This window comes from Massilia sp. 2TAF26 (genome assembly GCF_052115005.1).
GTDB lineage: Bacteria > Pseudomonadota > Gammaproteobacteria > Burkholderiales > Burkholderiaceae_D > Telluria.
Window position 1 is genome coordinate 297,735 of the sequence record NZ_JBFRFV010000002.1, and the last position, 24,965, is coordinate 322,699.

Genomic DNA, 24,965 nt, shown 5'->3' on the forward strand with positions numbered 1-24,965 from the left:
TTATTTGCGCAGGAAGCCACCGAGGCGCTGCACCGCCTCTTCGATCCGCTCGTACCTGGTCGCATACGAAAAGCGCACGTGGCGGCTCGGCGCGGCGAAGCCGAAGTCGTCGCCCGGCACGATCGCCACATGGGCGTCTTCCAGCACCGCCTTGCCGAAAGCGGTGCTGTCGCCTGCGAGATGGTGCGGCAGGTGCGAGATATCCGCGTACACGTAGAATGCGCCGTCCGGCATCACCGGCACGGAAAAGCCCAGTTCGCGCAGGGCCGGCACCAGGAAATCGCGGCGGCGCTGGAATTCCAGGCGACGCGCTTCGAAGATCTCCAGCGCGTCGTCGCGGAAGCAGGCCAGGGCGGCATGCTGGGCGATGGTGGGCGCGCAGATGAACAGGTTCTGGGCCAGTTTCTCGATCGCCGGCACCAGGGCTTCCGGCACCACCAGCCAGCCCAGGCGCCAGCCGGTCATGCTGAAATACTTCGAGAAGCTGTTCACGGTGATGACATTGTCGTCGAGCGCGAGGGCGCTGACCGGCTTGCCGTCGTAGGACAGGCCCTGGTAGATCTCGTCGACGATGGCGAAGCCGCCGCGCTGCCTGACGGCGGCCAGCAGCTCGCGCGCCTGCGGCACGGTCATCGAGGTACCGGTCGGGTTCGAGGGCGAGGCCACCAGCACGCCGCGGGTGCGGTCGTGCCAATGCTCGGCCACGTGGGCCGCCGTGAGCTGGTAGCGTTCCGCGGCGCTCGCATACAGGAGGGTCGGCTTGCCGCCGAAGGCGCTCACGAAGTGGCGGTTGCAGGGATAGCAGGGGTCCGGCATCAGGACTTCGTCGCCCTCGGCCACCAGGGCGGCGCAGGCCAGCAGCAGGCCGGCCGAGGCGCCGGCGGTGACCACGATGCGGCGCGGATCGATGTCCAGGCCGTAGAAGCGGGCATAGTGGCCGGAAATCGCCTCGCGCAGCGCCGGCAGGCCCAGCGATTCGGTGTATTGGGTGGCGCCGCCGCGGATCGCTTCCATGGCGGCCTGCGCCACCATGTCCGGTGCGGTGAAGTCGGGTTCGCCGACGCTCATGCTGACGACGTCGATGCCGGCGCGGCTCATGGCGGCAGCCTGCTTGACCATTTCCATGACGCGGAAGGGTTCGATGGCGTCGACGCGGGATGCGACCTGGAGAGCGCGGGTCGCGAGCGCGCTGGTATTCTGTGTATCTGGCATCCGCTTATCTTACCTCAGGCCGGCGCCGGCTGCTCGGCGCGCAGCAGCCGGGCGCAGTCGGCGGCCGGCAGCGGCTTGCTGACGTAATAGCCCTGGATTTCGTCGCAGTCATACCTTTCCAGCTCGCGTATCTGTTCGACATTCTCGACGCCCTCGGCCACCACTTTCAGGTTCAGGCTGTGCGCCAGCCGGATCACGGCCTTGGTGATGGCGGCGTCGTCGAGGTCGTCCGGCAGGTCGCGAACAAAGGTGCGGTCGATCTTCAGGGCGTCCAGCGGGAAGCGCTTCAGGTAGGCCAGGCTCGAATAGCCGGTGCCGAAATCGTCCACCGACAGGCGCATGCCGAGCGCCTTGATGCGCGACAGGATCGCCACCGCCGCCTCCGGATTCGTCATCAGCATCGATTCGGTCAGCTCGAATTCCAGCAGGGTCGGATCGACCCCGGCCTCGCCGACGATGCGTTCGATGACGGCGGCCAGGTCGGTCTGCTGCAGCTGGCGGGCCGACAGGTTGATCGCCACCGGCGGCATGGGCAGGCCGGCCGCTTCCCAGCTGCGCAGCTGGCGGCAGACTTCGCCGATCACCCATTCGCCGGCCGGCAGGATCAGGCCGGTGTCCTCGAGGATGGAGATGAATTCGAGCGGCGCTACCAGGCCGCGCTGCGGATGGTTCCAGCGCAGCAGGGCCTCGAAGCCGCTGATGCTGCCGCTCGCGAGGTCGAGCTTGGGCTGGTAGTGCAGCAGGAATTCGTCGCGTTCCAGCGCCTGGCGCAGCTGGGACTCGAGCTGCAGGCGCTGGGCCGCGTTCTCGTGCTGGGCCGCCGAATAGAACTGCCAGGTGTTGCGGCCGCTGTTCTTGGCGCCGTACATGGCGGTGTCGGCGCTCTTGAGCAGCTGCTCGGCGCTGGTGCCGTCTTCCGGATAGCTGGCGATACCGATGCTGGCCGAGACGAACAGCTGCTGGCCCTGCAGGTGGAAGGGCTGGGCCAGCGCCTCGACGATGCGGGTCGCGATCAGCGAGGCGTCGCCCGAATGCCGCTCGTTCGCGCCGAGCCAGGGCAGCACCACCGCGAATTCATCGCCGCCCAGGCGCGCCACCACATTGTCTTCGCGCGCGCAGGCTTCCAGGCGCGCCGCGGCCTGCACCAGCAACTGGTCGCCGACGCCGTGGCCGAGCATGTCGTTGACGTTCTTGAAGCGGTCCAGGTCGATGAACATCACGGCGGCGCGGTGGCCGTGGCGGCCGGCGCGGTCAATCGCCTCTTCCAGGCAGGCACCCAGCTGGCGCCGGTTCGGCAGATTGGTCAGGGAGTCGTACTGGGCCAGGTAGGTCAGGCGCCGGCGCGCTTCCTGGCGCTCGACCCAGGTGGCGAGGATGTTGGCGATCCCGCGCAGGAACACGGCGTCGTCCTCGTCGAAGCGGCGCTGGCCGTCGCAGTAGGCGCCCAGCACGCCGTACTGGCCGACGCCGGCGTCGAGGCCGGCGCGCAGGCCGTGCATCGCCGCCAGCGGCGCGAACCAGGGGCGCAGGCCGGTTGCCGCCGGTTCCGCCAGCGGAGCGCCGGCGCAGCCGAGCTGCAGTCCGGCCGCCTGCGCCAGCCTGCCGGCGCCGCTGCGCAAGGTCAGCTGGCGCTCCGGGCCGATCTCGAACAGGGCGGCGCAGGGCGTGCCGAGGCCGTGCGCGGCGGCCTGCACGGCGTCGACGAACAGGTCGTCGAGGTCGTTGGCGGCCAGGGCCTTGCGGCCGAGCTCCGCGATCAGGGTCTGGCGCTTGGCGTTTTCCACGATCGCGCGTTCGAATTCCTTGCGCTCGGTGATGTCGATGTCGATGCACAGGTAGCGCTCGATGGCGCCGTCCGCCTCGAAGATCGGGACGATGGTCCGGTACCACTGCAGGCGGCCGGCGCGGCCTTCGACCGTGACCTCGCCGTTCCAGACCTGGGGCGAGGGACTCCAGGCCGCGGCGCTGCCGGCCGGACGGCCGAATTCGGCCAGCTCGCGGCCGAGCGCCTCGGCGCGCGTGTAGCCGCTGCTGCGCTCGAACAGTTCGTTGACGCCGACGATGCGGCCGGCCGGGTCGACGTCGCACACGATGGCGGCCTGGTCCACCGCGCTCTTGTGCTGCATGAGGGAGTTCATCAGCGAGTCGATGCGCTGGCCGTACTGCACGCGCAGGCTGGCGGCGCCCCGGTTGACGGCGCGGATCGCTTCCTGGATCTCGGTCGGGGCGTCGGCCTGCAGGTCGGCTTCGGCGGTGACGCGGCCGGCGGCGACGTCGTCCTCGAAGGAGCGCAGGCGGCCCAGGTTCGACAGCCAGCGCTTCAGCAGGGTGCGCAACAGCGCCACCCCGAGCACGAAGGCGACCAGGGCGAAGGTCGCGGTCTCGATCACCAGCGCCCATAGTTGGGAGGCGATCTTGTCGGCGTCGAACTCGAGCCGGATCACGCCGTAGTCGCGGCCGCCGACATTGGCCACGCGGTTGACCTCGTACAGCTTGGAGGCGATCAGCTGCGTCAGCCAGTCCGGCGCCGGCACGCGTTCGATTTTCGGCGCCTGCACCCGCAGCGTGCCGCCGGCGACGTCGATGAAGGCGGCGCTCTTGAACGGCGACTGGAACAGCATCTTGCCGAGGGTGCGCTGAACGGTGTCGTAGTCGCCGATCACCGCGCTGTCCTCGATGTTCTGGGCCGCGACCTCGATCAGGGTCATGGCCGCGTCCTGGGTCTCGTCGACGTGCTGCAGGAACTGGTAGCGGTAGAACAGGGCCAGGCCGATGCCGAGGAAGAGCAGCATGGTGAGGCTGAAGACGGTGAATACCCGGCCGGCCAGGGAACGCGGCAGCAGGGCGGTCGGCGACATCTTCCTGAGTGTCGAAGACATGCGGCTCAGCACGGTCATGGCGCCGTTCCTGTGTTAGCGCAGGCTGGCCGGCGCGTCGGCGTAGAAAGCCCGGTAGCCGGCGTAGTCGGCGTCGCCGGCCGGGACGAAGGCGACCGGCTTGGGTGCGCGCACCAGCTCGGTTGCGGCGTCCAGGATCTTGCGGCCTTCCGGATCGTCCCGCATGGTCAGGAAGGCCCTGGCGACGGCGCGCACCTCGGCGGCCGGCACGCGGGGTGAGGCCATCAGCGCCAGTTCGTTGTATGGCGGCGAGCTCCACAGGACCCGGAAAGCCTTGCCTTCGCGCTTCGCATAACCGTCGACCAGTTGCGAGTTGGCGCCGGTCGCCTTGACCTTGCCGGCGAACATCTGACTGAAGGCGGCGTCGTGGTTGCCGGTGAAGACCGGGGTGACGGCAATATTCTTGCGCAGCAGCTGGGCGTAGGGAATCTTGTAGGCCACCAGGGCTTCGGGTCCAGGGAAGGCGATGGCGTTGCCGGCCAGCTCACCGATGTCCTTGACCGGCGAATCGGCCGGGACCACGATCACGCCGTGCACCGGCGGCGCATCGCGGCGGCCGAACACGGTCCAGCCCATTTTTTCGCGGTCCGGGCTGAACAGGTGGTTGGTGAAGGCGAAATCGACTTCGCGCGCCAGCACGTAACTGGTGGTGTCGGCCGAGGTGCGGCCCAGCTTGAGGTTCAGATGCACGCCGCTCTTGTTCGAGACGTAGCGGATGATGGGATTCCAGAAGCTGGCCGAGATCTGCAGGTTGTACTGGTTGACCGGCGAGAAGTTGTAGCTGTGCGGTTCGGCGGCCGCGGCGCGCGCGAACAGGAGACAGGCCAGCGTCAACAGGCCGGTTTTGGGGAGCGTGTGCATGGTGTCGTGACAGGTCATGGACGCCGCTGCGCCCGGTAGAGTCACGCACTATATATCAGATTTCCTTTTTGCAACAGATCGGGTCTGTTCGCCAATCTTTCTTCTGATGCGCACACGCGACAGACGGAGCGATGGGGGAGAAGGGGGCGCAGGACGCGCCCCCGGATGGCGTTGAAACTTACTGGTGCGACTGGTGGCTGGCCGTCAGCTTGCGCATCAGGGGCAGGGCCAGCAGGGCGATCACGGTGCAGGCCACCGCGCCCATGCCCAGCTTGTTGAACAGGCTGGTGTAGATCGGCAGGGTCTGCACCGGATCGGTCAGGTCCTTCGGCACGCTGGCCAGGTTGGCGACCACGCCGCCCAGGTATTGGGAGATACCGGTGGCAACGAAATAGGCGCCCATCATGAAGCCGCTCATGCGGGCCGGCACGTAGCGCGCCACCATCGCCAGGCCCAGGCCCGACACCAGCAGTTCGCCCAGCGAGTACAGGCCGTAGCCGGCGATCATGACCCACGACGAGGTCATGCCGTTCACCGCGAAGGCGCCGGCCACGCCGTAGGCGAAAAAGCCGGCTGCCACCGCGGCGAAGCCGAGCGCGAACTTGCCGGCGATCGACAGGTCCTTGCCGGTGCGGCCTGCGGCCGAGTACACCCAGGCAAGCACCGGGCTCAGCACCATGATCCAGATCGCGTTCAGGGCCTGGAACTGGGCCGGCGACCAGGTCCACAGGTGGGCGCCGAAGACACTGAAGTCGAGCTCGACGTTACGCAGGGCGAACAGCGACAGCGAGGTCGACATCTGCTGGTAGAAGATGAAGAAGAACACGGTCTGCAGGGTCAGCACCAGGGCGGCGATCAGGCCGGCGCGCTCGCTCGGCTCGCTCTTGCGGATCAGGTGCACGAAGATGCCCAGCACGACGAAGCCGGCCAGGTAGACGAAGGCGCGCGCCAGGCCCTGGTTTTCCAGGATCTCGGCCGAGCCGAACACCACCAGCACGGCGCCGACCAGCACGGCGGCCAGCTTGCCGACCTGCAGGGGACGCTCGTCCGGCAGGCTGCCGACGTGGGCGATGGTGGCGCGCATCAGGGCCACGTTCAGCAGGCCGACCACCAGGCCGACGGCGCAGACCCCGAAGGCGGCGTGCCAGCCGAAGTTGTTGCCGTACGTGGCGTTGACGTAATCCTTGATCCAGGGCGTGGCCAGCATCGAGACGGTCGAGCCGACGTTCACGGCCATGTAGTACAGGGTGAAGGCGGAGTCGATCTTGGAATCGTCGCCTTCATAGATCTTGCGCACCAGGTTGGCGGTGTTGGGTTTGAACAGGCCGTTGCCGACCACTACCACGCCGAGGGCGCAGAACAGGAAGCGGGTGCTCTCGGTCGGTACCGACATCAGCGCGTAGCCGACGGTCAGGACCATGGCGCCGAGGTACATCGAGCGCTTGGTGCCCAGCACCTTGTCGCCGATCCATCCGCCGATTGCGGGAGCCACGTAGATCAGGGCGGCGGCCGCGCTCCAGACCAGGTTGGCGCGGCTGTCCTCGAAGCCGAGGCGTTCGACCATGTAATAGACGATCAGCGCCTGCATGCCGTAATAGCCGAAGCGCTCCCACAGCTCGATCAGAGCGACGGTGAGGAAGGAACGGGTTTGTGTGTAGGGTAGGGGTAGGGTTTCGGTTTTCATGGGTCTCCCGGATTCTCGGATGCCTGCCTTGTGGACAAGCAATCCCCGGATGCTACGCGACCCCGGCCCTTCGCGCAATGCCGGAAAACGGCGCGTAAAGACTGTCGTGGCGGGCTCTGCGGCTTTTTTCGCTGTCGTGCGGCACGAAAAAACTTGCTGAATATAAAATGGAACGTTGCCCGAGTCTGTCCGACCAATCGAGGATCGAAACGACACCATGAGAGTGCGCACCCACCTGAGCCTGCTTGCCGCGGCGGTCTTCCTGCCCATGATCGTCGGCGCCGGCGTCGCCATCAAGCTGCTGCTCGATGCGGAGCGCCATGCGGTGCTGCGCGGCATGCAGGAACTGGCGCGGGCTTCCGTGCTGGCGATGGACCAGGAACTGACGGCCGCGATCGCCGCCGGCCAGGCCCTGTCGACCTCGGCGCGCCTGCAGCAAGGCGATTTCGGCTCCTTCTATGTGCAGTCGCAGGCGGCGAATGCCGGCAGCGGCCGCCAGACCGCGGTGCTGCAAGAGGATGGCCAGCAACTTTTCAATACCGCGGTCCCCTACGGCCAGCCGGTGGCGGCCCCGGCACGCGGCGCCCTCCAGCGGGTGCGCGCCGTGTTCGCGCGCCAGCGTCCGACCGTGTCGAACCTGATCGTCGGCAGTTCCACCCACCGCTACATCATCTCGGTCGAGCTGCCGCTGGTGCTGGACGACGGCCGCCGGGTCCTGCTCGACCAGTGGTTCGGCATTTCCCACCTGAACAGCCTGCTGCCGCGCGACGTTCCGGCCGGCTGGCAGGTGGCGGTGTTCGACCGCGACGGCGCGACCCTGGCCCGCAACGGCGCCTGGTTGGCCGAGATCGCTTCGCGCGCCCGTCCCGACCTGCTGGCGGCGTTGCGCTCCGGCGCGGTCCAGGCCGATGCCGCCGATGCCAGAGGTGCGCCGATGACGGTGGCGCTGGCCCGCTCGGCCCTGTCCGGCTGGACCGCAGCGATCGGGGTGCCGTCCAGCGAACTCGCGGCCACCGCGGCGCGTGCGGTGTCGCTGATCGCCGCGACCCTGCTGTGCGCGGTGGCGCTGGCGCTGGCGGGGGCGATCCTGTTCGCGCGGCGTCTGTTGGCGGCGACGGAATACCTGGGCGCCGCCACCGAGGGCATGGCGGAAGGCTGGCTGCCGCCGCCGGCCGACCTGCGGATCACCGAACTGAACAGCTTGCAGCAGGTGCTGCACGCCGTCTCGAGGCGCCTGCAGAAGGCCGAGACCGGACGCCGCAAGCACCTGGCCGAAGTGCAGGCGGCGCGCAGCGTGGCCGAGTCGCAGAATCGCGCCAAGGACGAATTCCTGGCCATGCTGGGCCATGAGCTGCGCAATCCGCTGGGCGCGATCAGCTCCGCCATCGCCCTGATCCAGATGGGGGCGAGCGGGCCGGCGGCGGAACGCGCCCACCAGATCATCGGTCGCCAGAGCCGCCACCTGGCGCACCTGGTGGACGAGCTGCTCGACGCCAACCGCGTGTTGAGCGGCAAGGTGGTGCTGGCGCTGGCGCCGCTCGAGCTGGCCGCCGCCGTGCGCGAAGCCGCGCTGACCCTGCAGACCCGGGGTGCCACCAGCGAGCATCACGTCGAGCTCGACCTCGAGCCGGTGTGGGTGAACAGCGATCCGACCCGCCTGCAGCAGGTGATCGGCAACCTGATCGAGAACGCCGCCAAGTACACCCAGGCCGGCGGCCACATCCGCGTCAGCACGCGGCGGCGCGAAGACATGGCGGAGCTGGTCGTGGCGGACGACGGCAAGGGCATCGAGGCCGAGCTGCTGCCGCGCGTGTGGGACGTGTTCGTGCAGGGCAAGGTGGCGAACCGCAGCAAGGGCGGCCTCGGGATCGGGCTGGCGGTGGTCAAGTCGCTGGTCGAGCAGCAGCACGGTTCGGTGGCCGTGGTCAGCCGTGGCGCGCGGCAGGGCAGCACCTTCACGATCCGCTTGCCGCTGGCGCCCGAGGCCGTGGCCGCCGTCGAGGCGCCCGCGCCCGAGGCGGCGCCGCTGGACGGCCTGCGGGTGCTGGTGGTAGAGGACAACCAGGACCTGCGCGAGATGATGTGCGCACTGCTGGCCTCGCGCGGCTGCGCGGTGAGCTGCGCCGCCGATGGCCATGGCGGCATCGCGCTGGCCCGCAACGCGCTGCCGCAGATCGCCTTCATCGACATCGACCTGCCCGACATCTCGGGCCACGAGGTGGCGCGCGCGCTGGGCGAGCAGGGCGGGATCCGGCTGGTGGCCGTTACCGGCTATGGCCAGCCGGACGATGTGCGGCGCGCGCTGGCGGCCGGCTTCGACCGCCATCTCAAGAAACCGGTGCGCCTGGAAGACCTCGAACGCGCGATCGGCGAGCTCGACGTGGTGCGCTGAATACAGTCAAGCAACAAAGAATGCGCCGTCTGCCGCAAACGCTTGCGGCAGCATTTCCCTCTCTTTGGCAGCGCTACCATTTGTCCTGGGCAATCGCCCGGCGCAGGCCCGGGGTCGGAGCGTTTTCGCCGCCGCTGCCGCTCGAGCTCGTCTTTATGCAAGCAGGATCCTGTACGATTGAATTCCCATTGGAGATTATCGAGTTGTAAAGTATTCTTGGTTTCAAATGTGAGGTACCAGATACTCACAACAACCTTATATCCTCATTTATGGCTGACTCCTCCCCAGGTTCTGCCGTTGGATACCGCGATGACGCCGTCATCGCGGGACTGCTTCATGAGCGCGGTGTGCATGTCCAGGGCCGCGACCCGGCCGCCGAGCGCAGTGCGCTGGCCTTGCTGGCCCAGTGCCTGGCCGACGAGCCCGAGCTGTTGCTGCAGCGGATAGCCGAGACGGCGCGCGCGCTGTGCGGTGCGAGCGCGGTGGTGATCGCCGTGCGCGAACCCGGCAAGGATGGCGAGGAAATCTGCTGGTGTGCGGTGGCGGGCGGCGGCGACGGCCAGGTGGGAAAGCGCTTTCCGCTGCAATCCTGCCCCTGCGGCGTATGCGTGCAGGCGGATGGCGCGGTGCTGTTCGAACACCCGGAACGGGAGTTCGAATCGGTCCGTGAGGCCGGCGTGAAGGTGGCGGAAGCCCTCGGCGTGCCGTGGCGCGTGCGCGGGCGTCCGGCCGGCGCGCTGATGGCGATCCTGGCCGACGAGGGCGAGAACTTCGATGCCCACGACCTCGAGCTGCTGCGCGAACTGGCAGGCTTCGCCGCCGCCGCGCACCGGGCCGGCGGCGCCCTGCGCGACAATCCGGACCCCGAACGGCTCGAACGCGAAGTGGAGCAGCGGATGCGGCCCGTCCTCGAAAGCAAGCAGACGCTGGAGCGGGAGGTCGAGGAAAGCCGCGCCGCCGAGCGCGCGCTGCGCGAACACAAGGCCCTGGTCGATGCCACCCTCAGCATCAGCACCGTCGGCGTCGCCTACTTCGACCTCGACGGCACCATCCACGAAGTGAACGAAGCCTACCAGCGCATGACCGGCTACAGCGGGGAAGAGCTGCGCGATTTCGAGAACTGGAAGGCCTCGACCGCGCCCGAGTTCTGGGACCTGACCCTGCGCTCGGGCTACGAGCTGCGCGACATCGGGGTCACGCGTCCCTACACCAAGCAGATGCTGCGCCGGGACGGCAGTCGCTGGTGGGGCCTGTACGCGCCGGCCCGCATTTCCGGCGAGGGCGCGAACGCGCGCTGCGTCTGCTTCATCCTCGACGTCACAGAACTGAAGGAGGCCGAGGCGCGCCTGGCCGAGAGCGAGCAGCGCTTCCGCGCCCTGGTCGAGGGTTTCGGCCAGGCGGTCTGGGAGACCGATGCGGACGGCAACTTCGTCGCCCCTTCTCCCAGTTGGTGCGCGTATACCGGGCAGCGCGAGGCGTCCTCGATGGGCAAGGGCTGGCTCGACGCCGTGCACCCGGACGACCGCGACTACGTGCGCCGCGAATGGCTCGCCGCGCTGGCGATGCGGCGCGGGATCAACATGGAATTCCGCGTCCACGTGGCGATGGGCGGCTGGCGCTGGACCAATGTGCGCGCCGCGCCCCTGTTCGGCCCGGACGGCAGCCTGCGCAAGTGGTTCGGCATGAACATCGACATCGACGAGCGGCGCCGTACCCAGGCCGCGCTGGCCGAGAGCGAGCGCCGCTACCGCATGCTGTTCGAGGCGATGGACGAAGGCTTCCTGCTGGCCACCGTGCAGCACGACGAGAACGGCCGCGCGGTCGGACTGGCGTATTCGGAAGCGAATCCGGCGGCGGTGCGCATGACCAGCATTCACTACGTCGGCCCCGGCCAGCTGAAGGTGAGGCCCGAGCACGAGCCCTGCTGGCTGGATGCCTGCGCCCAGGTCGCGCGCACCGGCGTCAGTGCGCGCTCGCAGTGCTTTGCCGAGGCCTTGTCCTGCTGGTTCGATTTTTATGTGTATCCGGTCGGCGGCGGCGAGGCGCCGCGGGTGGCGATCCTGTTCCACGACATCACGGTGCGCAAGCGCGCCGAGGACGCGCTGCGCGAGAGCGAAGCCCGGTTCCGCGCGCTGGCCGACGCCTCGCCGGCCCTGATCTACCAGTTCGACGCCGACGGCTGCCTGATGTACCTGAACCAGCGCGGCCCCGACGAGGGCGGCCCGGCCGGCGAGGCCGACGGCTGGCGCGCCATCGTCCAACCGGACGACATGAACGCCTACCTGCTGGAAGTCTGCGAGGGCATCCGCCAGCGCGCCGCCTACACCCAGCGGGTCCGGGTGCCGGCGCGCGACGGCAGCTGGCGCTGGTTCGAGTCGCATGCCGCGCCCTGGTACACGGGCGACGGCCAGCACCGCGGCTACGTCGGCATCTCGCTCGACATCACCGGCGCCGTGCAGGCCGAGGAAGCGCTGAAGGAGGCCGACCGCCGCAAGGACGAGTTCCTGGCGACGCTGGCCCACGAGCTGCGCAACCCGCTGGCGCCGATCAGCAACGCGGTCCAGCTGATGCGCCGGCCCGACGGACGGCGCCAGTCCGACCGCGTGGTCGAGATGGTCGGGCGCCAGGTGCGCCAGATCGTGACCCTGGTCGACGACCTGATGGAAGTCTCGCGCATCACCCGCGGCAAGATCGACCTGCGGCTGGAGCGGGTGCCGATCGGCGAGATCATCCACAGCGCGGTCGAGACCAGCCAGCTGGCGATCGAGCGCGCCGGCCACCAGCTGGCGGTGGCCCTGCCGGAGGAGCCGCTGGTGCTGCAGGCCGACCGCGTGCGCCTGACCCAGGTGTTCGCCAACCTGCTCAACAACGCCGCCAAGTACACCGATCCGGGCGGCCGCATCTGGGTCGAGGTCTGGCGCGAGGATGGGCAGGTCCTGACCTCGGTGCGCGATACCGGGATCGGCATCCCGGCCGAGTCGCTGGGACGGGTGTTCGACATGTTCGCCCAGGCCCACCGCGCGGTCGGGCGCGGCCAGGGCGGTCTCGGGATCGGCCTGACCATGGTGCGCAGCCTGGTCGAGATGCACCACGGGAGCGTCGAGGCGCACAGCGGCGGCAGCGGGGCGGGCAGCGAATTCCTGGTGCGCCTGCCGCTGGCGCCGGTGGACGAGGGCCGCAGCGAGCGCCCGGGCCTGGCTCTGGCGCGGCCGAACGCGCCCTTCGCCGGCCAGCGCATCATGGTGGTGGACGACAACCGCGATGCCGCCGATACTCTCGGCCTGCTGCTGGAAGCCGACGGCGCCGACGTGCGCGTGGTCTACGACGGCCGCGCCGCGCTGGCGATGGCGGAAAGCTTTCTGCCGTCCAGCGTCCTGCTCGATATCGGCATGCCCGGCATGGACGGCTACGAGGTCGCGCGCCGCCTGCGCCAGGACGAGCGCTTCGCCAACATGCGCATCATCGCGCTGACCGGCTGGGGCCAGGATTCGGACCGCCGCCAGACCCGCAACCGTGGCTTCAGCCATCATTTGACCAAGCCGGTCAGCCTGGAGGACCTTCACCGAATCCTGATCTGACGCAAAATATCGACAAATCGCAATAATTTCCAGGCGTTTTCATTCACCCTGCATTTTTTATGCAAAGTGAGTTAGCTAACGTCAAAGCCCGATAGCGGCTGATAGACTGAAATCACGTCAACCCGTATTGGGAGGCAGCGATGACGTGGATTTCAGAATTTGTCAGGTATCTATCCGTGCTGGGCGACCCCAGGCTGGAGCCGGGCACGGTCGAAGGACTGCCCCCGTTCGCGCTGCGCCAGACGGCCGATGCGCTGAAGGCCGCCGGCTGGACCACGACCTATGAATACAATGGCGATGACGCCTGGGTCGATTACGCCCGCATCGACATGCGCAAGGGCCGCTCCAAGCTCAGGATCCTGTGGGACCCGGACAGCGGCGGCAGCATCGACGGGCCGCAGACCGTGCTCGAAGGGCTGCGCCCGCTCGACCCGTGGATGGACGAAGCCGGCGAGGGCCGGATCGATTATCAGAAGCGCTCGTCCGGACCCAGGTAGCGCCACTGCCCGGCGGGCAGCTCGCCCAGCTTGACGCGGCCGATCCGCACCCGCTTCAGGCCGATCACCTTCAATCCGACCATGTCGCACATGCGGCGGATCTGGCGCTTGCGGCCTTCCTTCAGGGTAAAGCTGAGCTGGTCGTCGTTCTGCCAGCGCACCTTGGCCGGCAGCAGCGGCTTGCCGTCCATCCACAGGCCGTGGTTGAGCTTCTTGAGCTCGGCGTCCGGCAGCTTGCCTGGCTTGGTGTACTGGACCCGCACCAGGTATTCCTTCTCGATTGCCGTGTCCTCGCCGATCAGCTGGCGCGCGATGCGGCCGTCCTGGGTCAGCACCAACAGGCCGACCGAGTCGATGTCCAGGCGCCCGGCCGGCACCAGGGAGCGCAGCTGGGTCGGGTGGAACTGCTCGGGCGAGGGATCGTCCTTCCAGCGGTTTTCCGGCTTGACCAGCACCACGGCCGGCTTGTAGCCGTCTTCGGCCTGGCCGCTCACATAGCCGACCGGCTTGTTGATCAGCACCGTCACGCGCTTGCTCTGCTCGGCCGCGGCCTGGCGCTCCACCGTGATCTTCTGGTGCGGCAGCACTTTGCTGCCCAGTTCGTTGACGACCTTGCCGTCGACCCGCACCCAGCCTTTGGCGATCCAGTCGTCGGCTTCGCGGCGGGAGGAGAGGCCCAGTTCGGACATGCGTTTGGAGAGGCGTACGGGTTCGGTCATAAGTGGTAAAAGTTGAACCATCGTCCCCGCCTGCGCGGGGACGACGTTGGTTAAATTTTCAAAGCGTCGAGCAGCTCGGTTTCCAACTGCACCTGCACCCGCTGATTATGCAAGGCCTGCCCATCGATCAGGAACACGTCCTCGACGCGCTCCCCGAGCGTCATGATCTTGGCGGTATGCAGGTTGATGCGGTAGCGCGCCAGCACGCTGGCGATCGCATACAGCAGGCCGTTGCGGTCGTTGGCGGCGATCGACAGCAGCCAGAACTGGCCGCGCTCGTCCGGGCGCAGCTCCACGGTCGGGATGATCGGGAAGTTGCGCGACATCCGCGACAGGCGGGCGCGCAGCGGCGGGCTGAGCGCTTCCTGGCGGGTCAGCACCTCGCACAGCTCGTGCTCGATCAGGCTGATGATGTCGCGGTAGTTGTTGGCGAAATTCTCGTCCGTGATCAGGAAGGTGTCGAGCGCGTAGCCGTCCCGGGTCGTGTGGATCTTGGCGTCGAGGATCGAGAAGTTCTTGCGGTCGAAATAGCTGCAGATGCGCGCGAACAGGTCGGGCTGGTCCTTCACGTACACCGTCACCTGCAGGCCTTCGCCGATCGGCGCCAGGCGCGATTTCACGACCGGCTTGTCGCGTCCCAGCTTGTCGACCAGGGCCCGGGTCTGCCAGGCGATGTCGGAGGCGTCATGGCGCAGGAAGTAGGCGACGTCGAGCTGTTCCCAGAGTTTCTCGTGGGCGTGCGGGCCGAGCCCGAACAGGCGCAACGTGGCCAGGGCTTCCTGCTGGCGCGCCCGCAGTTCGCGGTCGGCCGAAGGCGGTTCGCCGCCCAGCACCCGCAGGGTCATCTTGTACAGGTCTTCCAGCAGCTTGGCCTTCCAGGCGTTCCACACCTTGGGGCTGGTGCCGCGGATATCGGCCACGGTCAACAGGTAGAGGGCGGTCAGGTGGCGTTCGTCCTTCACCAGGCCGGCAAACGCCGCGATCACGTCCGGATCGGATAAATCCTGCTTCTGCGCCACCTGCGACATGGTCAGGTGCTGCTCGACCAGGAATACCACCAGCTCGGTGTCTTCCTGCGAGATGCCGTGGTCGCGGCAGAATTCGAGCACGTCCTGCTTGCCGAGTTCGGAGTGGTCGCCGCCGCGGCCTTTCGCGATGTCGTGGAAGAGGGCGGCCACGTACAGCAGCCAGCGGTCGCGGAAGTTCGCGATCAGCTGGCTGCAGAAGGGGTATTCGTGGGCGTGTTCCGTCATAGTGAAGCGGCGCATGTTCCGCACCACCATCATGATGTGCTGGTCCACCGTGTAGACGTGGAACAGGTCGTGCTGCATCTGGCCGATGATGCGGCGGAAGTTCGGCAGGTAGCGGCCCAGCACGCCCATGTCGTTCATGCGGCGCAACGCGTGCACCAGGCCGACCGGGGCTTGCAGGATGCGCAGGAACAACGCGCGATGCAGGGGATTGGCGCGGAAGGATTCGTCGATCAAGGTGCGCGCATGCCACAGCGCGCGCGTGGTGCGCGCCGTCATGCCCTTGATGTCGGGACGTTCCGTCATCACCACGAAGATTTCCAGCACCGCGGACGGGTTGGCCTCGAAGGTGTCGTCCGCGGCGATGTCGATGAAGCCGTTGACTTCGTTGAAGCGCGGATTGATCGGCATCGGCCTTGATGCCTGGGGGAACAGCTGGGCCTCGATGTTCTGCAGCAGGATGGTGTTCATCTGGGTCACCACCTTGGCGGCCCAGTAATAGCGCTGCATCAGGTATTCGCTGGCGCGGCGCGCTTCCAGGCCCAGGCCGGTCGAGGTCAGGCCGAAGGTCTCGGCGATCTGGGTCTGGACGTCGAACACCAGGCGGTCCTCGCGGCGCCGGGTCTGCAGGTGCAGGCGTACGCGGATGTCCTTGAAGGCGTACTCCTTCTCCATCAGCTGGCGCGCCTCGGCGCGCGTGATCAGGCCGCGGATCGCCAGCTGGGTCCAGGAATTGCCGAGTCCCGCCGCCTTCGCCACCCACAGGATCACCTGCAGGTCGCGCAGGGCGCCCGGGCTCTCCTTCACGTTCGGTTCCAGGCTGTAGGGCGTGAACTCGTACTTGGCGTGGCGCAGCCGCATCTCGGCGGTCTTGGCGTGGAAGAAGGCCTGCGGATCCATCGCCTCGGCATAGCGCCGCTGCAGCTCGGCGAACAGGGCCTGGCTGCCGGTGACCAGACGCGCCTCGAGCAGGCTCGTTTGCACCGTGATGTCGGCCGCCGACTCGCTCATGCATTCGTCGACGGTGCGGATGGCGTGGCCGATCTCCAGGCCCAGGTCCCACAGCAGCTGGACGAACTGCTCCAGCCTGGCCTGGGTGAGGGCGTCCGGCGGATCGCCCAGCAGGATCAGGAGGTCGACGTCCGAGTGCGGGAACAGCTCGCCGCGGCCGTAGCCACCAACCCCGACCAGCGCCGTTTCAAGCGGCAGCCCGGCCGCGCGCCAGGCGTCGCCCAGCACGCCGTCGACGCTGTGGCGCAGGCCGCGCAGCAGCTTCTCGGGTTTGCCGTTCTCGCGGAAGTCGGCAATGATGCGCTGGCGCTCGTCCTTCAGGCGCTGCCGCAGCTGCGTCTGGAGGCTGGCCTGCGGTTCGGTGGCGATGGTGCCGCTCATCTCATGCAGCGATTCAGGCCGGGACGGCGTCCTTGTTCAGCACGATCGCCGGCGGCGGCGGGGTGCCGGCCGAGGTGGTCAGCACCTCGTAGCCGGTTTCCGTCACCAGGATCATGTGCTCCCACTGGGCCGACAGGCTGCGGTCCCTGGTCTTGATGGTCCAGCCGTCCGGCATCTCGCGGATGTCGCGCTTGCCGGCGTTGATCATCGGCTCGATCGTGAAGATCATGCCGGCCTTCAGTTCCTCGCCGGTGCCCGGGCGGCCGTAGTGCAGCACCTGGGGCTCTTCGTGGAAGACCTTGCCGATGCCGTGGCCGCAGAATTCGCGCACCACCGAGAAGCCGTTCTTCTCGGCGTGCTGCTGGATCACGTGGCCGATGTCGCCCAGGTGGGCGCCCGGCTTGACCTTGCTGATGCCCAGCCACATGCATTCGTAGGTGATCTCGGACAGGCGGCGCGCCTGGATCGAGGGTTCGCCCAGCAGGAACATGCGGCTGTTATCGCCGTGGAAACCGTCCTTGGTGATCACGGTGACGTCGATGTTGACCGAGTCGCCGGCCTTCAGCACCTTGTCGCCCGGGATGCCGTGGCAGATCACGTCGTTGACCGAGGTGCAGACGGCCTTGGGGAAGGGCGGGTAGCCCGGCGGCGCGTAGTTCAGCGGGGCCGGCACGGTGCCCTGCACCTGGACCATGTATTCGTGGCAGAGGCGATCGAGTTCGCCGGTGGTGACGCCCGGCTTGACGAAGGGGGTGATGTAGTCGAGCACTTCGGCGCCGAGGCGGCCGGCGATGCGCATGCCTTCGATCTCTTCTTGGGTCTTGATGGTGATGGACATAATTTGTCTGTGACGCGAATTCAGTTCTGCAAGGGGATATCCGTCCATTATATGTGATCGGGCGGCACGTATGAACTTGAAATCGGAGGCAAATCCCGTTAGAATCTCGGGTTGCTCGTGTTCGTATCGAGCAATGTTGAAAAAAACGTCTTTTTTATTGAATCGCGAATGCGGCCGACAAGGGTGCCTGACACAGGTGTACCGGCCGTTATTCAAGACTTAACCCTGGAGAATCAAATGTCCGTTACTATGCGCGAAATGCTGGAAGCCGGTGTTCACTTCGGCCACCAGACCCGTTTCTGGAACCCGAAAATGGCACCGTTCATCTTCGGTCATCGCAACAAGATCCACATCATCAACCTGGAAAAAACCATGGCGATGTACCAGGATGCGATGAAAACCATCAAGCAGATCGCTGCCAACCGCGGCACCATCCTGCTGGTCGGCACCAAGCGCCAGGCCCGCGACATCATCGCCGCTGAAGCCCAGCGCGCTGGTGTGCCGTACGTCGACCAGCGCTGGCTGGGCGGCATGCTGACCAACTTCAAGACCATCAAGACCTCGATCAAGCGCCTGAAGGACATGGAAGCCGCGATCGAATCGGGTGAAGTCGAGAAGATGTCGAAGAAAGAAGCCCTGATGTTCTCGCGCGAGCTGGACAAGCTGCAGAAGTCGATCGGCGGCATCAAGGACCTGCAGGGCGTGCCGGACGCGATCTTCGTGGTCGACGTCGGCTACCACAAGGGCGCCGTCACCGAAGCCGGCAAGCTGGGCATCCCGGTCATCGGCGTGGTCGACACCAACCACTCGCCGGAAGGCGTTACCCACGTGATCCCGGGTAACGATGACTCCTCGAAGGCCATCACCCTGTACGCACGCGGCGTTGCCGATGCGATCCTGGAAGGCCGCGCCAACGCCACCAACGACGTCGTCGAGGCGGTCAAGGCTGGCGACGACTTCGTCGAAGTTTCCGAGCAAGCATAATGCCGGCGGGCGTCAGCCCGCTGGAGTGAAAGAAGGGGCGCCGAGCCTGGATCGAGCGCCCTTTTTTGCAAGCAGATTCAGCAAGAACAAACCTATTTAGGAGAAATGACATGGCAGCGATTACTGCAGCGATGGTTGGCGAACTGCGCGCCAAGACCGATGCCCCGATGATGGAGTGCAAGAAGGCACTGAACGAAGCCGAAGGCGACATGGCACGTGCCGAAGAGATCCTGCGCGTCAAGCTGGGCGGCAAGGCCTCGAAAGCAGCTTCGCGCATCACCGCCGAAGGCGTGGTGACGGCTTACGTTGCCGGCAACATCGGCGCGCTGGTCGAAATCAACAGCGAAACCGACTTCGTCGCCAAGAACGACGAGTTCATGGCCATGGCCAACCTGGCTGCCAAGCTGGTCGCCGAGAACAACCCGGCCGACGTCGCTGCCCTGGCCGCCCTGCCGGTCGACGGCAAGACCTTCGACGACGTGCGTACGGCACTGATCGGCAAAATCGGCGAGAATATGACCGTTCGCCGCTTCCAGCGCTTCGAAACCACCGGCAAGCTGGCTTCCTACCTGCACGGCGCGCGCATCGGCGTGATCGTCGACTACGACGGCGCCGACGAGCAAGTGGGCAAAGACGTCGCCATGCACATCGCCGCGATGAAGCCGGTCGCCCTGTCGGCTGAGCAAGTGCCGGCCGAGCTGATCGAGAAAGAGCGTTCGGTCGCCCAGCTGAAAGCCAAGGAAGACGCCGAGAAGGCCGTCGCCGAAGGCAAGCAGCCGCAATCGGAAGAGATCGTTGCCAAGCGCATCGACGGTTCGGTGCAGAAGTACCTGAAGGAAGTGTCGCTGTTCAACCAGGCTTTCGTGAAGAACGACAAGCAGAGCATCGAGCAGATGCTGAAGGCGAACAACGCCACCGTCAAGGCATTCACCATGTACGTGGTGGGCGAAGGCATCGAGAAGAAAGTCGACGACTTCGCAGCAGAAGTTGCCGCCCAGATGGCCGCAGCCAAGCAGTAATCAGCAGTAAAAAGAAGACGGGCCGAAAGGCCCGTTTTCATAGTAGTACCCCGAATTCGAATCATCTAACATCCAGGAGCCCCATTCATGACCAAACCAGCCTACCAACGAGTCCTCCTCAAACTGTCTGGCGAAGCGCTGATGGGCGACGACCAGTTCGGCATCAACCGCGCCACCATCGAGCGCATGGTGGCCGACGTGGCGGAGGTGCAGAAGCTGGGCGTGGAACTGGCGGTCGTGATCGGCGGCGGCAACATCTTCCGTGGCGTGGCTCCGGGTGCGCAGGGCATGGACCGCGCGACCGCCGACTACATGGGCATGCTGGCCACCGTGATGAACGCGCTGGCCCTGGCCGACGCCATGCGCCAGCAGGGCATCACCGCGCGCGTGATGTCGGCGATCGGCATCGAGCAGGTGGTCGAGCCCTATGTGCGTCCGAAGGCCCTGCAATACCTGGAAGAGGGCAAGGTGGTCGTGTTCGCCGCCGGCACCGGCAACCCCTTCTTCACCACCGATACCGCGGCCGCCCTGCGCGGCTCCGAAATCTCGGCCGAGATTGTTTTGAAGGCAACCAAGGTCGATGGCGTATATACTGCCGATCCGAAGAAGGATCCGCACGCTACCCGCTACGAGCAGATCACTTTCGACGAAGCGATCGCCAAGCATCTGCAGGTGATGGACGCCACCGCGTTCGCCCTGTGCCGCGACCAGAAGCTGCCGATCAAGGTGTTCTCGATCGTCAAGCCGGGCGCGCTCAAGCGCGTGATCATGGGCGAAGACGAGGGTACACTGGTACACGTTTAACATTCCTTATTTAGCAAAACACAGGAGAGCAGTATGTCCGTCGCTGACGTGAAGAAAAACGCCCAGGACAAGATGGCCAAGTCCATCGACACCCTGAAGGCCGACCTGGCCAAGGTCCGCACCGGCCGCGCCCACACCGGCATCCTCGACCACGTGATGGTGGATTACTATGGTTCGCCCACCGCGCTGCCGATGGTTGCCAACCTGACCCTGATCGACGCCCGCACCATCGGTGTGACGCCGTACGAAAAGAAGATGCTCAGCACCATCGAGAAGGCGATCCGCGATTCGGACCTCGGCCTGAATCCGTCGACCTTCGGCGAAATGGTCCGCGTGCCGACCCCGGCCCTGACCGAAGAGCGCCGCAAGGAAATGGTCAAGCTGGCCAAGTCGGAAGCGGAAGACGCCAAGATTGCCGTGCGTAACGTGCGCCGCGACGCCAACGAACAGCTGAAGCGCCTCATCAAGGACAAGGCCATCTCGGAAGACGACGAGCGCCGCGCCCAGGACGAGATCCAGAAGCTGACCGACAAGTCCGTCATCGACATCGACAAGCTCGTTACCGAAAAAGAGAAAGAAATCATGACGGTGTAAACTGCGGGGGCGGGGCGCCTTTGTGCCCGCAGCCGCAAACTGTCCGCCGGCCGGGTCCGCCCGTGCCGGCGCCTTGTTTTTACCGCCGATACCGGCCTGATTTATGATTTTCAAAAGTTCGACCACCGCAGTTCCCGACGCGCCGGCGGTACCGCGCCACATCGCCATCATCATGGACGGCAATGGACGCTGGGCGACCAAGCGCCTGCTGCCGCGCGTGGCCGGTCACGTCAAGGGCGTGGACGCCGTGCGCAAGATCGTCGAGGCTTGCGTGGAGCGCGGCGTCGAGTACCTGACGCTGTTCGCTTTTTCCTCGGAAAACTGGCGCCGTCCGGCCGATGAGGTGTCCTACCTGATGGGCCTGTTCGTCGCCGCGCTCGAGCGCGAAGTGGCGAAGATGCACGCCAATAACATCCGCCTGAAGGTGGTGGGCGACCTGTCGCGCTTCGATCCGAAGCTGCAGGACATGATCGCCAACGCCGAGCGCAAGACCGCCAACAATACCCGCCTGACCGTGACCGTGTGCGCCAACTACGGCGGCCGCTGGGACATCATGCAGGCGACCGGCAAGATGGTGGCCGCCAATCCGGGCGTGACCGAATTCACCGAAGAGATGCTGGCGCCGCACCTGGCGATGGCCTACGCGCCGGAGCCGGACCTGTTCATCCGCACCGGCGGCGAAGAGCGCATCTCGAACTTCCTGCTGTGGCAGCTGGCCTATTCTGAGCTGTACTTCACCGACGCCTTCTGGCCGGACTTCTCGCCGGAGTCGCTCGACACCGCCATCGCCTCCTACCAGAGCCGCGAACGCCGCTTCGGCCGTACCGGCGAGCAGGTAGCAACCAAGGCCGCACGCTGATGCTGAAAACCCGCGTCATTACCGCAATCGTCCTGCTGGCAGTCCTGCTGCCGGTCCTGTATTTCAACAACTTCACGGCATTTGCGGTGGTGGCCACGGTGTTTTTCGGCGCCGCCGTCTGGGAATGCGTGCGCCTCTTCAATCCCGGCACCGGCAGCGCCCACATCATCGCCCTGGTCTGGACCGCCGTGTTCGCCGTCTCGGTGCTGACCGGCCACCTGAACGCCGCCTTCTGGGCCGCGCTCAGCCTGGCGCTGTGGATCGCCCGCTTCACGCCCTCGCTCAAGTTCGGCCTGCCGCCGCTGGGCAGCCCGTCCAACACGCTGCTGAGCCTGGTCTACGGCTTCGCGATCTTCGGCTGCTTCGTGGCCATCGTGGTGCTGTTCTCGTCCTCGCCGCTGTACCTGCTGTCGGTGATGGCGATCGTGTGGGTGGCCGACATCGGCGCCTACTTCTCCGGCAAGGCCTTCGGCAAGCGCAAGCTGGCGCCGTCGATCTCGCCGGGCAAATCCTGGGAAGGCGCGATCGGCGGCGGCATCGCCGTGCTGGTCCTGGCCTCGCTGTCCGTCGCGTACGGCGGCGCCGCCTTCGCAGGCACCTTCGCCGCGCGCGTCCAGCGCGGCTACGGCTGGCCGGCCCTGCTGGCCATCCTGGTCCTGATGGTCGCCGCCAGCATCGTCGGCGACCTCTTCGAGTCCCAGCTCAAGCGCCGCGCCGGCATGAAGGACAGCAGCAAGCTGCTGCCCGGCCACGGCGGCGTCCTCGACCGGATCGATGCCCTGATCCCGGTCCTGCCGCTCGCAGCCCTCATCGGCTCGCGTCTTTAAGCGGCTCTGAAGGAGCACACAATGCAACGCGTTACCATCCTGGGCGCCACCGGCTCGATCGGCGTCTCGACCCTCGACGTGCTCGCGCGTCATCCCGAACACTATGAAGTCTACGCGCTCAGCGCTCACAGCCGCGTCGACGAGCTGGCGGCCCAGTGCCGCCGGTTCCGCCCGGCGCGCGCGGTGGTCGGCTCGCCCGGCGCTGCCGCGCGCCTGAGTCAGCTGATCGCCGACCTGCCGACCGACGTCTCCTGGGGCGAGCAGGCCCTGTGCGAGATCGCCTCCAGCAGCGGCACCGATACCGTGATGGCCGCCATCGTCGGCGCCGCCGGCCTGGCGCCGACCCTGGCCGCCGCCCGCGCCGGCAAGAAGGTTCTGCTGGCGAACAAGGAAGCGCTGGTGATGTCCGGCCAGCTGTTCATGGACGCCGTGCGCGAGCACAAGGCGACCCTGCTGCCGATCGACAGCGAACACAACGCCATCTTCCAGTCGCTGCCAAGCCACTATGCGCGCAAGCCGGACGCGGCCGGCGTGGCCAAAATCCTGTTGACGGCGTCCGGCGGTCCCTTCCTCAAGCGCGAGGTCGAGACCCTCGAACACGTGACGCCGGAAGAGGCCTGCAAGCATCCGAACTGGTCGATGGGCCGCAAGATCTCGGTCGATTCCGCCACCATGATGAACAAGGGCCTGGAAGTGATCGAGGCCCACTGGCTGTTCGGCGCGCCCGCCGACCTGATCGAGGTGGTGATCCATCCGCAGAGCGTGATCCATTCGATGGTGTCGTATGTGGATGGCTCGGTGCTGGCCCAGCTCGGCAACCCCGACATGCGCACCCCGATCGCCCACGCGCTGGCCTTCCCGGAGCGGATCGCGTCCGGCGTGGCCCAGCTCGACCTCACCAGCATGGCGGCGCTGGAATTCCATGCACCGGACTTCCGCCGCTTCCCCTGCCTGGCGCTGGCCTTCGACGCCCTGCGCGCGGGCGGCACCGCGCCGGCCCTGCTGAACGCGGCCAACGAAGTGGCGGTGCAGGCCTTCCTCGACCGCCGCATCGGCTTCCGCGACATCGACCGCGTGGTGAGTCGCGTGATGATCGAAGTGCCGCATGGCGCGGCATCGAGCATCGACGCGGTGCTGGCCCAGGACGCGCAGGCGCGCCTGGCCGCCGGCCGCATCGCAGACAGCCTGGCGCGGGCCTGACGCCATGTTCAGCCACATCCTGATCGGCTTCCTGCTTGGCCTCGGGCCGCTGATCATCGTCCACGAACTGGGCCACTACTGGGTTGCGCGACTGTGCGGCGTGAAGGTGCGCCGCTTCTCGATCGGCATGGGCAGGGTGGTGTGGTCGCGCCGCTTCGGCGCCGACCAGACCGAATGGGCGCTGTCGGTGCTGCCGCTCGGCGGCTACGTCAAGCTGGTGGACAGCCGCGACCCGTCGACCGCCCCGCTGGACGCCAGCGAGGAAGCGCGCGAGTTCACGCGCCAGAACGTGTGGAAGCGCATGGCCATCATCGCCGCCGGTCCTGCCATCAACTTCGCGCTGGCGATCCTGCTGATGGCCGGCCTGTTCATGGTCGGCAAGGAAGAGCCGGGCACGCGCCTGCGCGCCATGCAGTCCGACACGCCGGTGTACGTGGCCGGCGTGCGCGGCGGCGATGCCGTCACCGAGGTGAACGGCAAGCCGGTCGCGGCCTGGAGCGACATGCGCTGGGAGATCGTGCGCGCCGCGATCGACAAGCGCGACGCCGAACTGACCCTGCACGGCGCCGGCGGCAGACCCTACCGCGCCGTGATCCCCGCATCCACGCTGGCGCGCTTCGACCCGGACGGCAAGACCGACGTCATGGAGCAGCTCGGCATGCAGATGTGGCGCCCGCGTCCGAGCGTGGAAAAGGTGATCCCGGGCGGGGCCGCCGAACGCGCCGGCCTGCGCCACGGCGACCTGCTCACCGCCATCGACGGCAAGCCGGTCAACGACGGCATCGACGTCATCACCACCGTGCGCAAGGCGCCAGGCCGGACCCTGCAGCTGGACCTGCTGCGCGAGGGCCAGCCCCTCCACCTGGCGATCACCCCGGACCGCGACCCGGCGAGGGGAGAAGGCGTGATCAAGCTGCTGGTGGCGCAGATGCCGGAGATGGTGAAACTGCAGGCCGGCCCGTTGCAGGCGGTCGCCAAGGGCGCCGGCCGCGCCTGGGACGGCGCCGTCACCACCCTGAAGATGATCGGGAAGATGCTGACCGGCGAGGTCTCGCTGAAAAACGTGTCGGGTCCGATCACGATCGCCGGGGTGGCCGGACAGGCCGCGGACGCTGGCTTTGCGACCTATATCGAGATGCTGGCCTTCATCAGCCTGAGCCTGGGTGTAATGAATCTGTTACCAATTCCCGTTCTGGATGGCGGCCAATTGCTGTATTATTCGCTGGAAGTTTTGACCGGGCGCCCCTTGTCCGCGCGTGTCGGAGAGATCGCGCAGCTCGCCGGGTTCGGCCTGATGCTCATGCTGATGGCGCTCGCCGTCTTCAACGACCTGGTGCGGCTGCTCTGATACCGGGCGC

At 66.8% G+C, this 24,965-nt stretch carries 18 protein-coding genes; 11 read left to right on the plus strand and 7 right to left on the minus strand.

The genetic code is table 11. The annotated features are described in order from the left end of the window. The 4 genes from AB4Z32_RS03395 to AB4Z32_RS03410 form a co-directional block, all read right to left on the minus strand. On the minus strand, positions 1–1,212 hold the full coding sequence (locus AB4Z32_RS03395) for a pyridoxal phosphate-dependent aminotransferase (RefSeq protein WP_441934359.1): 1,212 nt from the start codon (positions 1,210–1,212) through the stop codon (positions 1–3). Between the two features lie 14 nt (positions 1,213–1,226). Next, positions 1,227–4,109 (minus strand): EAL domain-containing protein, encoded by a 2,883-nt coding sequence (locus tag AB4Z32_RS03400; protein ID WP_441934361.1) that lies wholly within the window; start codon positions 4,107–4,109, stop codon positions 1,227–1,229. A gap of 15 nt (positions 4,110–4,124) precedes the next feature. Further along, positions 4,125–4,970, minus strand: coding sequence for a phosphate/phosphite/phosphonate ABC transporter substrate-binding protein (locus AB4Z32_RS03405; RefSeq protein WP_441934363.1), 846 nt, complete (start codon positions 4,968–4,970; stop codon positions 4,125–4,127). A 178-nt stretch (positions 4,971–5,148) separates the two neighbouring features. After that, the gene (locus AB4Z32_RS03410) at positions 5,149–6,654 is read right to left on the minus strand and encodes a peptide MFS transporter (protein ID WP_441934365.1); all 1,506 of its coding nucleotides are present in this window, start codon (positions 6,652–6,654) and stop codon (positions 5,149–5,151) included. Positions 6,655–6,871: 217 nt separating this feature from the next. Between AB4Z32_RS03410 and AB4Z32_RS03415 the strand changes: the two genes are divergently transcribed. The 3 genes from AB4Z32_RS03415 to AB4Z32_RS03425 all read left to right on the plus strand — a co-directional run bounded on the left by AB4Z32_RS03415 (position 6,872) and on the right by AB4Z32_RS03425 (position 13,121). After that, positions 6,872–9,046, plus strand: coding sequence for a hybrid sensor histidine kinase/response regulator (locus tag AB4Z32_RS03415; protein ID WP_441934367.1), 2,175 nt, complete (start codon positions 6,872–6,874; stop codon positions 9,044–9,046). A 347-nt stretch (positions 9,047–9,393) separates the two neighbouring features. After that, positions 9,394–12,624 carry a PAS domain S-box protein gene (locus AB4Z32_RS03420; protein WP_441934369.1) on the plus strand — a complete coding sequence of 1,077 codons (3,231 nt, stop codon included), beginning with the start codon at positions 9,394–9,396 and terminating at the stop codon, positions 12,622–12,624. A gap of 140 nt (positions 12,625–12,764) precedes the next feature. Continuing rightward, complete coding sequence (locus AB4Z32_RS03425) at positions 12,765–13,121, plus strand: hypothetical protein (RefSeq protein WP_441934371.1); 357 nt, start codon at positions 12,765–12,767, stop codon at positions 13,119–13,121. On the opposite strand, the gene AB4Z32_RS03430 is transcribed toward AB4Z32_RS03425, so the two are convergent. From AB4Z32_RS03430 to map, 3 genes are read right to left on the minus strand one after another with little or no spacing between them, the layout of a single operon-like run. Then, positions 13,094–13,840, minus strand: a complete 747-nt coding sequence (locus AB4Z32_RS03430; RefSeq protein ID WP_441934373.1) for a pseudouridine synthase — start codon at positions 13,838–13,840, stop codon at positions 13,094–13,096. The two genes, AB4Z32_RS03425 and AB4Z32_RS03430, sit on opposite strands and share 28 nt — an antisense overlap. Before the next feature lie 50 nt (positions 13,841–13,890). Then, positions 13,891–16,482, minus strand: coding sequence for a [protein-PII] uridylyltransferase (locus AB4Z32_RS03435; protein ID WP_441934374.1), 2,592 nt, complete (start codon positions 16,480–16,482; stop codon positions 13,891–13,893). A 13-nt stretch (positions 16,483–16,495) separates the two neighbouring features. After that, positions 16,496–17,368: a type I methionyl aminopeptidase gene (gene map / locus AB4Z32_RS03440; RefSeq protein WP_441934376.1), complete on the minus strand. Its 873-nt coding sequence runs from the start codon at positions 17,366–17,368 to the stop codon at positions 16,496–16,498. 189 nt (positions 17,369–17,557) lie between these two features. Between map and rpsB the strand changes: the two genes are divergently transcribed. The 8 genes from rpsB (at position 17,558) to rseP (ending at position 24,955) form a co-directional block, all read left to right on the plus strand. Continuing rightward, positions 17,558–18,304 carry a 30S ribosomal protein S2 gene (gene rpsB, locus AB4Z32_RS03445; RefSeq protein WP_441934378.1) on the plus strand — a complete coding sequence of 249 codons (747 nt, stop codon included), beginning with the start codon at positions 17,558–17,560 and terminating at the stop codon, positions 18,302–18,304. Between the two features lie 110 nt (positions 18,305–18,414). Beyond that, a complete protein-coding gene (gene tsf, locus AB4Z32_RS03450; protein ID WP_441934380.1) occupies positions 18,415–19,323 on the plus strand; it encodes a translation elongation factor Ts in 909 nt (302 codons plus the stop codon). An 87-nt stretch (positions 19,324–19,410) separates the two neighbouring features. After that, positions 19,411–20,127 carry a UMP kinase gene (pyrH, locus tag AB4Z32_RS03455; protein ID WP_441934382.1) on the plus strand — a complete coding sequence of 239 codons (717 nt, stop codon included), beginning with the start codon at positions 19,411–19,413 and terminating at the stop codon, positions 20,125–20,127. Between the two features lie 33 nt (positions 20,128–20,160). Further along, positions 20,161–20,721 carry a ribosome recycling factor gene (gene frr, locus AB4Z32_RS03460; RefSeq protein ID WP_441934384.1) on the plus strand — a complete coding sequence of 187 codons (561 nt, stop codon included), beginning with the start codon at positions 20,161–20,163 and terminating at the stop codon, positions 20,719–20,721. A 103-nt stretch (positions 20,722–20,824) separates the two neighbouring features. Continuing rightward, a complete protein-coding gene (gene uppS / locus AB4Z32_RS03465) occupies positions 20,825–21,580 on the plus strand; it encodes a polyprenyl diphosphate synthase (RefSeq protein WP_441934386.1) in 756 nt (251 codons plus the stop codon). Beyond that, complete coding sequence (locus AB4Z32_RS03470) at positions 21,580–22,407, plus strand: phosphatidate cytidylyltransferase (protein WP_441934388.1); 828 nt, start codon at positions 21,580–21,582, stop codon at positions 22,405–22,407. Before uppS ends, AB4Z32_RS03470 begins: the two co-directional genes overlap by 1 nt. A 21-nt stretch (positions 22,408–22,428) precedes the next feature. Continuing rightward, positions 22,429–23,607: a 1-deoxy-D-xylulose-5-phosphate reductoisomerase gene (gene ispC, locus AB4Z32_RS03475; RefSeq protein ID WP_441934390.1), complete on the plus strand. Its 1,179-nt coding sequence runs from the start codon at positions 22,429–22,431 to the stop codon at positions 23,605–23,607. Positions 23,608–23,611: 4 nt separating this feature from the next. After that, complete coding sequence (gene rseP / locus AB4Z32_RS03480; RefSeq protein ID WP_441934392.1) at positions 23,612–24,955, plus strand: RIP metalloprotease RseP; 1,344 nt, start codon at positions 23,612–23,614, stop codon at positions 24,953–24,955. Positions 24,956–24,965 lie beyond the last annotated feature (10 nt).

Coding starts and splice junctions, on each gene's coding strand:
- AB4Z32_RS03415 (WP_441934367.1), top strand. CDS start 6,872: ATGAGAGTGCGCACCCACCTGAGCCTGCTTGCCGCGGCGGTCTTCCTG.
- tsf (WP_441934380.1), top strand. CDS start 18,415: ATGGCAGCGATTACTGCAGCGATGGTTGGCGAACTGCGCGCCAAGACC.
- rpsB (WP_441934378.1), top strand. CDS start 17,558: ATGTCCGTTACTATGCGCGAAATGCTGGAAGCCGGTGTTCACTTCGGC.
- map (WP_441934376.1), bottom strand. CDS start 17,368: ATGGACGGATATCCCCTTGCAGAACTGAATTCGCGTCACAGACAAATT.
- AB4Z32_RS03435 (WP_441934374.1), bottom strand. CDS start 16,482: ATGAGCGGCACCATCGCCACCGAACCGCAGGCCAGCCTCCAGACGCAG.
- AB4Z32_RS03400 (WP_441934361.1), bottom strand. CDS start 4,109: ATGACCGTGCTGAGCCGCATGTCTTCGACACTCAGGAAGATGTCGCCG.
- pyrH (WP_441934382.1), top strand. CDS start 19,411: ATGACCAAACCAGCCTACCAACGAGTCCTCCTCAAACTGTCTGGCGAA.
- AB4Z32_RS03405 (WP_441934363.1), bottom strand. CDS start 4,970: ATGCACACGCTCCCCAAAACCGGCCTGTTGACGCTGGCCTGTCTCCTG.
- AB4Z32_RS03430 (WP_441934373.1), bottom strand. CDS start 13,840: ATGACCGAACCCGTACGCCTCTCCAAACGCATGTCCGAACTGGGCCTC.
- AB4Z32_RS03425 (WP_441934371.1), top strand. CDS start 12,765: ATGACGTGGATTTCAGAATTTGTCAGGTATCTATCCGTGCTGGGCGAC.
- AB4Z32_RS03410 (WP_441934365.1), bottom strand. CDS start 6,654: ATGAAAACCGAAACCCTACCCCTACCCTACACACAAACCCGTTCCTTC.
- ispC (WP_441934390.1), top strand. CDS start 22,429: ATGCAACGCGTTACCATCCTGGGCGCCACCGGCTCGATCGGCGTCTCG.
- frr (WP_441934384.1), top strand. CDS start 20,161: ATGTCCGTCGCTGACGTGAAGAAAAACGCCCAGGACAAGATGGCCAAG.
- AB4Z32_RS03470 (WP_441934388.1), top strand. CDS start 21,580: ATGCTGAAAACCCGCGTCATTACCGCAATCGTCCTGCTGGCAGTCCTG.
- rseP (WP_441934392.1), top strand. CDS start 23,612: ATGTTCAGCCACATCCTGATCGGCTTCCTGCTTGGCCTCGGGCCGCTG.
- AB4Z32_RS03395 (WP_441934359.1), bottom strand. CDS start 1,212: ATGCCAGATACACAGAATACCAGCGCGCTCGCGACCCGCGCTCTCCAG.
- uppS (WP_441934386.1), top strand. CDS start 20,825: ATGATTTTCAAAAGTTCGACCACCGCAGTTCCCGACGCGCCGGCGGTA.